This window comes from Massilia soli (assembly GCF_016809835.1).
Lineage (GTDB): Bacteria > Pseudomonadota > Gammaproteobacteria > Burkholderiales > Burkholderiaceae_D > Telluria_A > Telluria_A soli.
Window position 1 is genome coordinate 178,043 of the sequence record NZ_JAFBIL020000001.1, and the last position, 13,189, is coordinate 191,231.

Annotated in this window: 13 protein-coding genes; 1 reads left to right on the forward strand and 12 read right to left on the reverse strand. The window is 62.2% G+C overall.

The window, feature by feature from the left end; genetic code table 11:
* Positions 1-87: 87 nt before the first annotated feature.
* The 10 genes from I4X03_RS00785 to I4X03_RS00830 form a co-directional block, all read right to left on the reverse strand.
* Positions 88-1,878: an acyl-CoA dehydrogenase C-terminal domain-containing protein gene (locus tag I4X03_RS00785; protein WP_223464312.1), complete on the reverse strand. Its 1,791-nt coding sequence runs from the start codon at positions 1,876-1,878 to the stop codon at positions 88-90.
* 53 nt (positions 1,879-1,931) lie between these two features.
* Positions 1,932-2,531, reverse strand: coding sequence for a TetR/AcrR family transcriptional regulator (locus I4X03_RS00790; RefSeq protein ID WP_223464320.1), 600 nt, complete (start codon positions 2,529-2,531; stop codon positions 1,932-1,934).
* Between the two features lie 174 nt (positions 2,532-2,705).
* Positions 2,706-3,080 (reverse strand): RNA-binding S4 domain-containing protein, encoded by a 375-nt coding sequence (locus I4X03_RS00795; RefSeq protein WP_223464322.1) that lies wholly within the window; start codon positions 3,078-3,080, stop codon positions 2,706-2,708.
* Positions 3,081-3,086: 6 nt separating this feature from the next.
* Positions 3,087-4,247 (reverse strand): cardiolipin synthase ClsB, encoded by a 1,161-nt coding sequence (clsB, locus tag I4X03_RS00800; RefSeq protein ID WP_223464324.1) that lies wholly within the window; start codon positions 4,245-4,247, stop codon positions 3,087-3,089.
* Positions 4,248-4,266: 19 nt separating this feature from the next.
* Entirely contained in the window at positions 4,267-5,088 is an 822-nt protein-coding gene (locus I4X03_RS00805) for an endonuclease/exonuclease/phosphatase family protein (protein ID WP_223464329.1), read from the reverse strand.
* 153 nt (positions 5,089-5,241) lie between these two features.
* On the reverse strand, positions 5,242-6,504 hold the full coding sequence (locus tag I4X03_RS00810) for a hypothetical protein (RefSeq protein ID WP_223464331.1): 1,263 nt from the start codon (positions 6,502-6,504) through the stop codon (positions 5,242-5,244).
* A 9-nt stretch (positions 6,505-6,513) separates the two neighbouring features.
* A complete protein-coding gene (gene nudB / locus I4X03_RS00815) occupies positions 6,514-6,975 on the reverse strand; it encodes a dihydroneopterin triphosphate diphosphatase (RefSeq protein WP_223464333.1) in 462 nt (153 codons plus the stop codon).
* 86 nt (positions 6,976-7,061) lie between these two features.
* The gene (aspS, locus tag I4X03_RS00820; protein WP_223466154.1) at positions 7,062-8,858 is read right to left on the reverse strand and encodes an aspartate--tRNA ligase; all 1,797 of its coding nucleotides are present in this window, start codon (positions 8,856-8,858) and stop codon (positions 7,062-7,064) included.
* 59 nt (positions 8,859-8,917) lie between these two features.
* A complete protein-coding gene (locus tag I4X03_RS00825; RefSeq protein WP_223464335.1) occupies positions 8,918-9,523 on the reverse strand; it encodes a DUF502 domain-containing protein in 606 nt (201 codons plus the stop codon).
* Positions 9,523-9,810, reverse strand: a complete 288-nt coding sequence (locus I4X03_RS00830) for an FmdB family zinc ribbon protein (protein WP_223464337.1) — start codon at positions 9,808-9,810, stop codon at positions 9,523-9,525. The genes I4X03_RS00825 and I4X03_RS00830 overlap by 1 nt, the downstream gene beginning before the upstream one ends.
* Before the next feature lie 170 nt (positions 9,811-9,980).
* Between I4X03_RS00830 and I4X03_RS00835 the strand changes: the two genes are divergently transcribed.
* On the forward strand, positions 9,981-10,841 hold the full coding sequence (locus I4X03_RS00835; RefSeq protein WP_223464339.1) for a foldase protein PrsA: 861 nt from the start codon (positions 9,981-9,983) through the stop codon (positions 10,839-10,841).
* Positions 10,842-10,929: 88 nt separating this feature from the next.
* Here the strand turns inward: I4X03_RS00835 and I4X03_RS00840 are convergent, their stop codons facing one another.
* Together I4X03_RS00840 and ubiB are read right to left on the reverse strand one after the other, a co-directional pair.
* Complete coding sequence (locus tag I4X03_RS00840) at positions 10,930-11,523, reverse strand: methyltransferase (RefSeq protein ID WP_223464341.1); 594 nt, start codon at positions 11,521-11,523, stop codon at positions 10,930-10,932.
* Entirely contained in the window at positions 11,524-13,092 is a 1,569-nt protein-coding gene (gene ubiB / locus I4X03_RS00845; protein WP_223466157.1) for a ubiquinone biosynthesis regulatory protein kinase UbiB, read from the reverse strand.
* Between the last annotated feature and the right edge of the window lie 97 nt (positions 13,093-13,189).

A 13,189-nucleotide genomic window follows, 5' to 3' on the forward strand; every position in this document is an offset into this window, starting at 1 on the left:
GAACCCATGCGTCGCGTGATGATCAGGCTCAGTATAGGTTCCCGCGTGCGCGGGAACGACGGTATCTTCGTTTCGAGCGTGCGGGTGTTAGAACAAGTCTGCGTCGAGAGCCATCAGGTTCGCCGAGCCGGAACGCGCCTGGCGGATCAGCATCGCGGTTTCCGGATACAGGCGCGCGAAGTAGAAGCGCGTGGTCGCCAGCTTGGCTTTGTAGAAGTTATCGCCCGAATCTTCCTTGGCCAGCGCGATCTTCGCCATCTGCGCGAAGAAGTAGCTGTACACCAGGTGGCCGACGACGCGCAGGTAAGGAACCGCTGCCGCGCCGACTTCGTCCGGATTCTGGAACGCCTTCATGCCGATTTCCATGGTCAGCTTGGTGACCTTGTCGCCCAGGTCGCCCAGCGGGGTGATGAACTCGGACAGTGCTTCGTCGGTGCCGTTCTCTTCGACGAAAGCCTTGATCTTCTCGCCGAACTTGCGCAGCTTGGCGCCGTTGTCCATCAGGATCTTGCGGCCCAGCAGGTCGAGCGACTGGATCGTGTTGGTGCCTTCGTAGATCATGTTGATGCGCGCGTCGCGCACGTACTGCTCCATGCCCCACTCGGCGATGTAGCCGTGGCCGCCGTACACCTGCATCGCTTCCGAGGTAGCGATCCATGCGTTGTCGGTGATGAAGGCCTTGATCACAGGGGTCAGCAGCGCGACTTCGTCGGCGGCTTCCTTGCGTACTTCTTCGTCGGGGTGGTTCAGTTCGCGGTCGATCTGCAGCGCCACGTACGACGAGAATGCGCGCGCGCCTTCCGCGTAGGCCTTCGCGGTCAGCAGCATGCGGCGTACGTCCGGGTGAACGATGATCGGGTCGGCTGCCTTCTCTGGCGCTTTCGGGCCCGACAGGCTGCGCATCTGCAGGCGGTCCTTGGCGTACACCAGCGCGTTCTGGTACGCGACTTCGGTCAGGCCCAGCGACTGCATGCCGACGCCCAGGCGCGCTGCGTTCATGAAGACGAACATCGCGTTCAGGCCCTTGTTCGGCTGGCCGATGATCCAGCCCTTGGCGCCGTCCAGGTTCATCTGGCAGGTCGAGTTACCATGGATGCCCATCTTCTCTTCGATCGCGCCGCAGGCGATCGGGTTGCGCTCGCCGACGCTGCCGTCCGCGTTCGGCAGGAACTTCGGTACCAGGAACAGCGAAATGCCTTTCGATCCTTCCGGCGCGTCCGGCACGCGTGCCAGCACCAGGTGAATGATGTTTTCGGCCATATCGTGTTCGCCGGCCGAGATGAAGATCTTCGAGCCGGTGATGTCCCACGAGCCGTCATCGTTCGGGATCGCCTTGGTGCGCAGCATGCCGAGGTCGGTGCCGCAGTGCGCTTCGGTCAGGCACATGGTGCCGGTCCACTCGCCCGAAACCAGCTTTGGCAGATAGTTCTTCTTCTGTTCGTCGGTGCCGTGCTCCAGCAGGCACTCGTAGGCGCCGTGCGACAGGCCCGGGTACATCGACCATGCCTGGTTGGACGAGTTGAGCATCTCGTAGAACGAGTTGTTCAACACGATAGGCAGGCCCTGGCCGCCGTATTCAGGGTCGCACGCCAGCGCGGCCCAGCCGCCTTCGACGTACTGCTTGTACGCTTCCTTGAAGCCCTTTGGCGTGGTGACGCTCTTGGTGGCGTTATCGAAGTGGCAGCCTTCGCGGTCGCCCGAATGGTTCAGCGGGAACAGCACGTCCTGCGTGAACTTGGCGCCTTCTTCCAGCACCTGGTTGATGATGTCGGCGTCGACATCTTCGAACTTCGGCATTTGCTTCAACTCGTCGGAGACGTTGAGGAACTCGTGCAGCAAGAACTGCATATCCCGAATTGGCGCGACGTACTGACCCATGGTTTTCTCCTGACGAACAATGATTGAATGACTGAGCGAGCGAACTGCTGCGCTTAAGGTTTTTGCGGATTCTGGTAATTCTGGATCAGGCGCTCGAAGCCCGCGCGAGCGCGGTCGACGCTGCCCGGCATGCGCAAGAAGCGCGCATCGTGATGCAGGGCCAGGATCAGGCCGTACATCTCGTAGACCAGCTGCTGCGCGTCGGTGCCGGCTTTCAGGTCGCCCACTTCGATGCACTGCTCGACGCAGCGCAGCAGCGCTCCCTGCCAGGCACGCACCATCGCAACGAGTTCCTCGCGGATCGGGCCCGGACGGTCGTCATACTCGACGGCGCCGCTGATGTAGATGCAGCCGGAGGCGATTTCAACACTGACGCGCTTGATCCAGCGCGTGTACATCGCCTTCAGGCGGGTAATGCCACGCGCTTCCTGCAGCGCAGGGTAGAAGACCTCCTGCTCGAAGCGGTGGTGGTACAGCTTTAATACTTCAAGCTGCAAGTCCTCGCGCGAACCGAAGTGCGCGAACACGCCGGACTTGCTCATGTTCATCTTGTCGGCGAGCAAGCCAATGGTCATGCCCTCGAGGCCATCGCGGCTGGCGAGGTCGAGCGCGACGTCAAGGATGGCGGCCCTGGTAAGTTCGCCCTTGCGCATGAATTTGACTGAAGTATTAATAGCTTGACCTATCAGAGGATTAAAAAATCCGAACGCTCGTACTATTATCCACTAGAAGTGAAATGTCAAACACGAACTTTAGAGTGCAGGTTCTATTGGCGCCGTGCACGGAGACGGGCAACGCCCGCATCTGCGTGGTCGGCCACGAACGTTTTACTCTCCCGCCCTCCCCAACTGCCTGCGGTCCCGCTTGGTCGGCCGCCCCTTGATGGTACTTGCCGGCTCAGGGAACAAGCGGCGCGCCTGCGAATCGTTCTCGCGCTTGACGATGCTTGCCTCGGTCTCCTCGTACAAGGCGCGCGCCACCGGCGCGGCGCCGCGTTTGTCCGAAATCCCCAGCACCACCACTTCCCAGGCATCCGAGCCATTGTCGATGGCAAGCAAGTCGCCCAGCTTGACCGCGCGCGCCGGCTTGATGCGGTCGCCGTCGAGCTTCACCCGGCCGGTGTCCACCGCGTCCGTCGCCAGCGAGCGCGTTTTGAAGAAGCGCGCCGCCCACAGCCATTTGTCGATTCGTACGTTATCCATGTGTCGTCAAGCGTAACCGATTGCGAAGATCCGCATCGTCAATTTATAGAAAAGATAGGCCACGCCGTATCCGGTCCGCTTGACCCAGCTTTCGTTGGCGAAGGCTTCGCGGCAGACCGGCACGCCGTCCTTCATGCCGCGCTCGATATGGGCGCGCATGCTGGTGGCAAAGTCCACGTCGCGCACCACGATGTTCGCTTCCTGGTTCAGGAACAGCGACAGGCCATCGCAGTTGCTCGATCCGACCGTCGACCAGTCGTCATCGATCACTGCGACCTTGGCGTGCAGCTGCGTCTTGCGGTACTCGATCACCTGGACGCCGCTGGCCAGCAGCTTCGGGTAAAACGAGCGCGCCACCATGTCCTGCAGCCAGATCTCGCCCACGCCGATCAACAGCTTGACCTCGACCCCGCGCTGGGCCGCCACCGCGAGCGCCTTGCGGAACTTGTGGCCCGGCGCAAAGTAGGGATTGGCGAGCAGGATGCTGGTCTTGGCACGGCCAATTGCCTGCAGGTAGGAACGCTGGATCGTGTGGCGGTTTCGCAGGTTGTCGCGCACCACAAAAGCTGCCTGCATCGGCTTGCCGTCATCCTGCGGCAACGCCCTGCGCATCTCGCGAAACAGGCCGATGCGCCGGATCAGGCCGAGGTGCCCCACCCTCGCCCACTGCACCTGCATCTCGAAATGAATCGCCTCGACCAGCGGGCCGCGCACCGCCGCCGCAAAGTCCCAGCGCGGCGCGGGCAGGCGGGTGTCGGGGTCGTAGTCGCAGTACCAGTCGTCGTTGACGTTGATGCCGCCCACAAAGGCGACGGCGCGGTCGATCACGGCGATCTTGCGGTGGGTACGGGTAACGCCGCGCTTGAACCACGGATTGAACACGCGGTAGCGCACGCCCGCTTCGGCGAACGCCAGCCCAAGGCGGCTGCAGCCGCGGTGTCCGGTGCCCCACCAGTCGGCCACCACGCGCACCTTGACGCCGCGCTGCGCGGCCCGGATCAGGGCGTCGCGCACGGCGTTGCCGGAGTCGTCGCAGGCCCAGATGTAGGTCTCGAAATAGATGTCCTGCTCGGCTGAATCGATTGCCGACAGCAAGGCGGGGAACAGCGCTTGTCCGCTTTCCAGCAGTTCAATATTGTTATGGGAGACGAATTGTATCTGGCGCATGTTCAGTCGTAGTGCAGGATCAGGACAGCTTCAGTTCCGCCACGATGGGTGCGTGGTCCGACAGCTTTGCCCATAAGGGACCATGCAGCACCAGCGCCGAGTCCACCTTGAAGCCGCGCACATAAATGCGATCCAGCCGGAACCAGGGCAATGCGGCAGGGAAAGTGCGCGCCGGCGTGATGGCAGGCACGCTGCGCGAGAAGCTGTTGACCAGCGCACGGATCTTGGAATGCGACTTGGTGCCGGCCAGCTCGTCGAACACTTCGGCCACGCCCAGTTCCTTGCGCAGGCGGTCGCTGAGGGTATTGCGCCAGTCGTTGAAGTCGCCGGCGATGATGACCGGCTCGCCGTTCGGCGCCGAGTCGTTCACCGCGTCGATCAGTGCCTGGGTCTGGCGCCCGCGTCCCGACTCGAACAGGCCGAGGTGGACCACATAGCAGTGCACCGGGCCCTTGTCGGTCTTGAGCACGCAGTGAAGGATGCCGCGCTGCTCGTAAGAATGGTCGGAAACATCGTGGTTGCGCGAATTTTCGATTTCAAACGCACTGAGCAGTGCGTTGCCGTGGTGGCCGTGGTCGTAGACCGCGTTCATCCCGTAGGCGCAATGATGAGAATCCCCCGCAAAGAATTCATGCTGGGCGCGTGCAGGCCAGTTCCGGTGGCCGCGGCTTTCCTCGCCGTAGCGCGCGGTCAGGCGGTCATGCCGCCCTTGCACCTCTTGCAGGAAGACGACATCCGCGTCGAACTGGGAAATGGCTTTCTTCAGCGCGTGAACGCGGGGCTGGGTCCGGATGGAGGACACGCCTTTGTGGATGTTGTAAGTTGCTACACGGATTTTCATGGGAACATTCTAACCCCATCAGTCCGTGTTTTTCAGAAGTAACTCTATCGTGCGCAGGATGAATGTTTGGCTTGCGTCCAAGTGCGTGATCGCCGCGCTGATCCGCCCGAAGCTCGACCCCAACCGGGCACCGAATGACGCCGCGACGATCAGCTAGTCCTGAAACGCGAACCGGAACTCCCCCTTAGGCAACATCAACTTGGGCACCGGTTTGCCGGCCTCGACCAGTACGTTGTCCGTAGGTATCGCGTCCGCCCCGTCCGAGATACGGTAAGCCTGTATTAGTCGGCGGCCGGATACTGGCAGCATGGCCGGTGGAATCTCATGCGGCCTGCGTTCGGCGAGCGTCTCGAGCCACTCGGGACGGCCATGGCGCAGCGCATAGCGCGGAAACACCACATGCATGTCGACGTAGTTCCTCGCGCCGCCCAGGATCACATGGCCACGGTCCCCGGTACGCAACACGAACGGTGCTTGCGCGTGCGGCTTCGACAGCAAAGCCTCATACAGCGGATGCTCGGCCGAGCGGTCCGGGTGCGCGTAGAAGGCGGTCTGGTCGACGTGCAGCATGTCGAGATCGGTCATCTGGCGCAGGTATGTTCCCATCATCACCATACCGTTCGGCAGGGTCGACTTGTACAAATGGCCGTAGCCGACGAAGATCAGCACTTTCGCTTTTTTATCCTTCGCAAAAATGCGCTCGACCAGATTCCTCGCCTGTCCACGCTCACGCGCGTCGATCTGCTCCGCTGGCGTTCCGGTCATACTTTCGGGCGACGCTTCATACGACACGATGTTCCAACCATCGGCCATGGCTTGATTGACGAAATCGGCGTACACCGGATCCTGGGTATAGAACCCGAAACCGGCGTTGACATAACCCTTCATCGTCCGGCCTTCGTCGCGCTCCTGGAAGGTCTCCGCTGCGAGGTAGGTGTAGCCGATCTTGCGCAGCTCAATCGCCAGCTTTTGCGCGAACGCCCGGTGCATTGGCACGTGATGCGCCTCGTTGATCAGGACCACCCGTTTGGTGCGCGCCGCCGCCACGATGGCCTCGATCGCGTCCTCAACCGGTGCGTCTTCGATGGCCTTGAGATCATCGGCTTTGCCTTGAGCACGAACGCCTGCCTGCAGGTCCGGCAGGTCGAATGCGGCTTGCGCGCCCTCGGTATCGCCGACAAAGGCCCGGGCCACGGCCACTGCCTGCAACGGGCTTGATATGCGCTGCAGCATTGCGCGGCGTTGCTCTGTTGGTTTGTCGCTGGTCGCACCGAAAGCGTAGGCAGGAACGTCAGCCTCGGCCTTGCGCAGCGACTCCATGTACGGATAGGGGCCGGGGCCCTGCGCATAGCCTGGCGCATGAAGCGCGATCAGTATTCCTGTAACGGCGAGAACGACTTTCGCGGCTGGCTTCATGCGTTTCCTTTAGCTGGTTGTGAGGTGCCTCGGTAGCTGCAGCACTGCTTCGGCGTTCGACGCCGAGAAGCAGCGGTCGGCCGCCTCGAGAAAAGGCAGCCAGGCGTATTGTAGGTGTTCGCGCTCGCTCAAAAGTATCGGAATGTCACGCGGCACGCACACGCTGAACACGTGCTCGGTGTTGTGCGTGATGCCCGGCGCATAGCGGTGCCGCCAGGTCGGATAGATTTCGTAGATGTTGGAGAGGTGCCAGTCGCGCAGCACGATGCTGCTGCCGTCGGCGACGATGCCGGTTTCTTCGAACAGCTCGCGCGCGGCGGTGTCGGTCAACGCTTCGCCGGGAAAATCGATCGAGCCGGTCACCGATTGCCAGAAGCCTGGCCGGTCGGCGCGCTCGATGAGAAGTACTTCCAGGTCGGACGTGTGGATCACGACCAGGACTGATTCGGGGATTTTGTGGGGCTTGTCCACGCGTCGTCAGCATGGGTTCCCGTTGTCACGGGAACGACGCGCTAACGTCGTTCCCGCGCAGGCGGGAACCCGATCTGGGTTTGAGCTTACGCTACCTTCGGCTCTGTGTTACGCAGGCGGATGTGCAGTTCGCGCAGTTGCTTCTCATCGACCTCGGAAGGCGCGTTGGTCAGCAGGCACTGTGCGCGCTGGGTTTTCGGGAAGGCGATCACGTCGCGGATCGAGTCCGAACCGGTCATCATCGTCACGATACGATCCAGGCCGAATGCCAGGCCGCCGTGCGGTGGCGCGCCGTACTGCAGCGCGTCGAGCAGGAAGCCGAACTTCAGCTGCGCTTCTTCCGCGTCGATCTTCAGCGCGCGGAACACCTTGCTCTGGACTTCTTCGCGGTGGATACGGATCGAACCGCCGCCCAGCTCCCAGCCGTTCAGGACCATGTCGTAGGCCTTGGCGATACACGCGCCAGGGTTCGTCTCGAGCATGTCTTCGTGGCCGTCTTTCGGCGCGGTGAACGGGTGGTGGGTCGCGGTCCAGCGGCCCGACTCTTCGTCGTAGTCGAACATCGGGAAGTCGACAACCCACAGCGGCTTCCAGACGTCGTCGAACAGGCCGGCCTTCTTGCCGAAGTCCGAGTGGCCGATCTTCACGCGCAGCGCGCCGATGGCGTCGTTGACGACCTTCGCCTTGTCGGCGCCGAAGAACACCAGGTCGCCGTCTTCCGCGCCGGTCAGCTCCAGTACCTTGGCCAGCGCTTCGTCCGACAGGTTCTTGACGATCGGCGACTGCAGGCCGTCACGGCCCTTAGCTTTTTCGTTGACCTTGATGTAGGCCAGGCCCTTGGCGCCGTAGATCGCCACGAACTGGGTGTACGCGTCGATTTCCGAACGTGGCATCGAGCCGCCCTGCGGTACGCGCAGGCCGACCACGCGGCCGCCTTCCATGTTCGCAGCGCCTGCGAACACCTTGAACTCGACGTCCTTCATGATCTCGGTCAGGTCGGTGAACGCCAGCTTGACGCGCATGTCCGGCTTGTCCGAACCATACAGGCCCATCGCGGTGGCGAAGTCCATGACCGGGAACGGGTTAGGCAGTTCGATGCCCAGGGTGTTCTTGAAGACGATACGGATCATGTCCTCGAACAGGTCGCGGATTTCCTGCTCGGTCAGGAACGAGGTCTCGCAGTCGATCTGGGTGAATTCCGGCTGGCGGTCGGCGCGCAGGTCTTCATCGCGGAAGCACTTGGTGATCTGGTAGTAGCGGTCGAAGTTCGACACCATCAACAGCTGCTTGAACAGCTGCGGCGACTGCGGCAGCGCGAAGAAGTTACCGGCGTTGACGCGCGACGGCACCAGGTAGTCGCGCGCGCCTTCCGGCGTCGACTTGGTCAGCATCGGGGTTTCAATGTCGATGAAGCCCAGGTTGTCGAGGTACTTGCGCACTTCCATCGTGACCTTGTAGCGCAGGCGCAGGTTGTTCTGCATCTGCGGACGGCGCAGGTCGAGCACGCGGTGGGTCAGGCGGGTGGTTTCCGACAGGTTGTCGTCGTCCAGCTGGAACGGTACCGGTACCGACGCGTTCAGCACTTCGACCTGCGATGCGACCACCTCGATGGTGCCCGACGCCAGGTTGGCGTTGGCGGTGCCCTCAAGGCGCTTGTTGACCACGCCGGTGATGCGCAGGCAGTACTCGTTGCGCACGTGTTCGGCCGCCTTGAAGACCTCGGCGTTGTCGGGATGGCAGACAACCTGCACCAGGCCTTCACGGTCGCGCAGGTCGATGAAGATCACGCCGCCGTGATCGCGGCGACGATGCACCCAGCCGCACAGGTTGACGGTTTGGCCGAGCAGCGCTTCAGTGGTGAGGCCGCAGTAGTGTGAACGCATGGTGGACATAGGATTTTCAGTCTAGGTTGGTTATTCGGTGGAGGCGGAGCAAGCGCGCCTCAGATCTTGGTTGGCGAATGCTCGGGGGCGACAACGCCCATCGAGACGATGTATTTCAGGGCCGCGTCGACACTCATGTCGAGCTCGACGACCTTGGAGCGCTCCATCATCAGGAAGAAGCCCGAGGTCGGATTCGGCGTGGTCGGTACATAGACACTGACAAAGTCGCCCAGCAAATGGTTCTTGACGTCGCCGCCAGGCGTGCCGGTCAAAAAGGCGATCGTATAGCTGTCGGCATGCGGGTAAGGAACCAGCACCGCCTTGCGGAACGCGTTGCCCGACGACGAAAACAGCGTGTCCGACACCTGCTTGACGCTGCCGTACAGCGAGCTGACCACCGGAATGCGGTGCAGCAGGCGTTCCCACAGGCGCACGAAATAATTGCCGATCAGGTTATTGGCCAGCAAGCCGGTCACGAACACGATCGCGATCGTCAGGATCGTGCCCAGGCCCGGAATGTCGAAACCGACCAGGGCGCGTGGCTGCCACTGCGCCGGCAGGATCAGCAGCGACTGGTCCATGGTACTGATGACCGCGTTCAGGACCCACGCCGTGATGGCGATCGGGACCAGGATCAGCAAGCCGGTAATAAAATATTTACGCATCAGTCGCTACTGGTCTTGGCAGCCGGCGCCGCCGGTGCTGGCGCGGCGGCGGCAGGCGCAGCCGGTTCCGCAGGCCCGCTCGCGGTGCCCGTCGATGGCGCGGCGCCGCCCCGGAAGTCGGTCGCATACCAGCCGGTGCCCTTGAGCTGGAAGCCGGCGGCAGTTAATTGCTTCTTGAAAGCGGACTTGCTGCAGGATGGGCAGACGGTCAGGACCGGGTCAGAGATCTTTTGCAAGACATCCTTGGCAAAACCGCATTCATCGCAGCGGTAGGCGTAAATCGGCATCTATTACTCCGCAAAAATCGTCAAAACCCTGAATTATATGCCTTTTTGCCCTCTCCCAGCAGAAAGTCAACTGATCGGCTCCCTGCACGCAACGCGCAGTGCCGCGTGGCGGAATGGTAATATGCGCGCTCCCCTGCATCCGCCGGGCCAGAACTGAAAAAGGAAATGCAATGATGTTGAAGAAGTCCCGTATTTTGCTCATTGGCGCGGCATCCGTGCTGGCCCTGGGTGCGTGTGATTCGAAGGACGCGATCAAGACTGCCCCGAGCAAAGAGCCGGTGGCGGCGACGGTCAACGGCGTGGGTATCCCTGCCAGCACGGTGGACATGATGGTCAAGGAGCGTGCAGCCCAGGGCCAGCCGGACACGCCAGAACTGCGCAAGGCGATCATCGACAACCTGGCGATGCAGCAGCTGGTTGCCGCTGAAGCGGTCAAGAAAGGCGTCGACAAGCAGCCTGAGACCAAGCGCCAGCTGGAACTGGTACGCCAGTCGATTCTGGCCAACGCCTTCGTCGCCGACTACATCAAGAACACGCCGGTGACCGACGAGATGCTCAAGGCCGAGTACGACAAGGTCGCGGCACTGGCCGGCGAGTACAAGGCGCGCCACATCCTGGTCAAGGAAGAAGCCGAAGCGAAGGCGATCATCGCCGAGCTGCAGAAGGACGCCACCAAGTTCGCCGCGATCGCCCAGGAAAAGTCGATGGACCCGGGCTCGAAGGTCAACGGCGGCGATCTGGGCTGGTTCGACCCGCGCAGCATGGTGCCGGAATTCGGCGCGGCCGTGTCGAAGCTGGAGAAAGGCAAGTTCACCGTTGAACCGGTCAAGACCCAGTTCGGCTACCACGTGATTTTGCTGGAAGACTCGAAGAAAGCCGAAGCGCCGCCGTTTGAAACGGTCAAGGAGCAGCTCAAGCAGCAAGTGCAGCGCACCAACCTGACCAAGATGTTCGACGACATGAAGGCAAAAGCGAAGATTGAAATCGCCGGCGCACCTGCGGCACCTGCGGCACCTGCAGTAGCCAAATAAGCAGCACGTCGTTCCCGCGCAAGCGGGAGCCCATGGGACGCGTCAGAATTCGCTGCGCATGGGTTCCCGTCTGCACGGGAACGACGACTTATTTACGCCGCCACACCATCCATCGCTCCTTCCCCGCGAACACGGGAATGGAATCGGCGACCTCGGCGTCCTCGACGCACTCAAAATCCCCACGCAACAACCCATCGAGATCGTCGCGGCTGATGCCGAACGGCGGCCCCTTCGGCGCGTCATCAAAAAAGAAGAACCCAGCCAGCACAGCGCCCGGCGGCAGCAGTTGCGCCCAGCGCCTCGCCACATCCGGCCACATCGCCCGCGGCAGCGCGCACAGGAACGCCCGCTCGTAAATCATGTCGAGCCTGGCGGCCGGCTGGTAAGCGAAGAAATCCGCCTCCACCACCCGGGCGCTCCACTGCCCGGTAATCGCGCGCGCCCGTTCCACGGCGGCCGGCGAAAAATCGATCGCCGTCGCATCCCAACCGGCGCCGGAAAAATACACCAGCTCGTACGCCGCGCCGCAGCCGGGAATCAGCACCGCCCCGGGCTGCGCGCGCTCGACAAAGGCACCAAGCTGCTCCGGCACCCCGCCCCGGTCCCATGGCGTGAATGCACGTTCAAAGCGCTCGTCCCAGAAGGCCGGCGTGCGCGGGTCGCGGCTTTCGAAGTCCGGCATTTACTGCCCCGCGTACAGCCGCAGGTATAACTGGATGCCCGCCAGTCCCAGCCCCAGCGTGCCGGCAAAGACGACGATGAAAGCCAGCATGCGATTGGTGCGGCGCTGCTCCATCACCAGCGCCAGCAGCAGTTCGTTATCCGGCCCGCGCGGCTCGGCCTGGCGTACCAGCGCCTTCTGCAGCAGCCGTGGCAGCTGCGGCAGGATATGCGTGTAGCCGGGCGCTTCGGCCTTCAGGCGCTCCCACATGCCCTGCACGCCTACCTGCTCGGCCATCCAGCGCTCGAGATAAGGCTTGGCGGTCTTCCACAGGTCCAGGTCCGGGTCGAGCTGGCGCCCGAGGCCTTCGATGTTCAGCAGGGTCTTTTGCAGCAGCACCAGCTGCGGCTGCACCTCGACATTGAAGCGGCGCGAGGTCTGGAACAGGCGCAGCAAAATCTGGCCGAACGAGATGTCCTTCAGCGGCCGGTCGAAGATCGGCTCGCAGCACGCGCGCACGGCCGACTCCAGCTCGTCCACGCGGGTTTCGCGCGGCGCCCAGCCCGACTCGATGTGCGCCTCGGCCACGCGCTTGTAATCGCGGCGGAAGAACGCCAGGAAGTTTTGCGACAGGTAATCCTTGTCGAAGTCGTTGAGCGTGCCGACGATGCCGAAATCGAGCGCGATGTAGCGGCCAAAGGTCCGCGGATCGATCGACACCATGATGTTGCCAGGGTGCATATCGGCGTGGAAGAAGCCGTCGCGGAATACCTGGGTGAAGAAAATCTCCACGCCGTCGCTCGACAGTTTTTTCAGGTCGACGCCTTCCGCGGCCAGCCGGTCGATCTGCGAAATCGGAATGCCGTGCATGCGCTCCATGACGATCACTTCGGTCGAGCAATAGTCCCAGTACATTTCCGGCACCATCAGCAAGGTCGAGTCGGCGAAGTTGCGGCGCAGCTGGCTGGCGTTGGCCGCCTCGCGCATCAGGTCGAGCTCGTCGTGCAGGTATTTGTCGAACTCGGCGACAACCTCTTTCGGCTTCAGGCGCTTGCTTTCGGACCACACGCGCGACATCAGGTCGACCGCCACGTGCATCAGCGCGACGTCTTCGTCGATCAAGCGTTTCATGCCGGGACGCAGCACCTTGACGGCGACTTCCTTGCCGTTCTTCAAGGTCGCGAAGTGCACCTGCGCAATCGACGCCGACGCCACCGGCGTGCGCTCGAAGCTGGCAAACAATTGATCGGGGTGGGCGCGCAGCGAGCGGGTGATCTGGGCGATGGCCAGGTCCGACGGGAACGGCGGTACCCGGTCTTGCAGCAGCGCCAGCTCGTCGGCAATGTCGAACGGCATCAGGTCGCGGCGGGTCGATAGCACCTGGCCGAACTTGACGAAAATCGGGCCCAGCTCTTCGAGCGCCATGCGCAGGCGCACGCCGCGCGGCAAGTCGATGGTACGCCAGAAGAACATTGCATTGATCAACCTTGCCGTGCGCGGCACCTTAAATCCGGAGAATGCAATTTCGTCGAGACCGTATTTGATCGCGACGCGAATGATTTTAAGAAGGCGCAAAAATTTCAAGATAATCAATCATCCAGGTTATTGTTCGTAAGCTACGTGCGTCGCTCCCGCGAACGCGGGAACCGATGCTGCAGGCGAAATGTGGCAAAGCAATTTCACCGCA

What these genes read in the sequence shown, in the direction of transcription:
- I4X03_RS00785 (WP_223464312.1), bottom strand. Translation starts at nt 1,878, where the DNA reads ATGGGTCAGTACGTCGCGCCAATTCGGGATATGCAGTTCTTGCTGCAC.
- I4X03_RS00790 (WP_223464320.1), bottom strand. Translation starts at nt 2,531, where the DNA reads ATGCGCAAGGGCGAACTTACCAGGGCCGCCATCCTTGACGTCGCGCTC.
- I4X03_RS00795 (WP_223464322.1), bottom strand. Translation starts at nt 3,080, where the DNA reads ATGGATAACGTACGAATCGACAAATGGCTGTGGGCGGCGCGCTTCTTC.
- clsB (WP_223464324.1), bottom strand. Translation starts at nt 4,247, where the DNA reads ATGCGCCAGATACAATTCGTCTCCCATAACAATATTGAACTGCTGGAA.
- I4X03_RS00805 (WP_223464329.1), bottom strand. Translation starts at nt 5,088, where the DNA reads ATGAAAATCCGTGTAGCAACTTACAACATCCACAAAGGCGTGTCCTCC.
- I4X03_RS00810 (WP_223464331.1), bottom strand. Translation starts at nt 6,504, where the DNA reads ATGAAGCCAGCCGCGAAAGTCGTTCTCGCCGTTACAGGAATACTGATC.
- aspS (WP_223466154.1), bottom strand. Translation starts at nt 8,858, where the DNA reads ATGCGTTCACACTACTGCGGCCTCACCACTGAAGCGCTGCTCGGCCAA.
- I4X03_RS00825 (WP_223464335.1), bottom strand. Translation starts at nt 9,523, where the DNA reads ATGCGTAAATATTTTATTACCGGCTTGCTGATCCTGGTCCCGATCGCC.
- I4X03_RS00830 (WP_223464337.1), bottom strand. Translation starts at nt 9,810, where the DNA reads ATGCCGATTTACGCCTACCGCTGCGATGAATGCGGTTTTGCCAAGGAT.
- I4X03_RS00835 (WP_223464339.1), top strand. Translation starts at nt 9,981, where the DNA reads ATGATGTTGAAGAAGTCCCGTATTTTGCTCATTGGCGCGGCATCCGTG.
- I4X03_RS00840 (WP_223464341.1), bottom strand. Translation starts at nt 11,523, where the DNA reads ATGCCGGACTTCGAAAGCCGCGACCCGCGCACGCCGGCCTTCTGGGAC.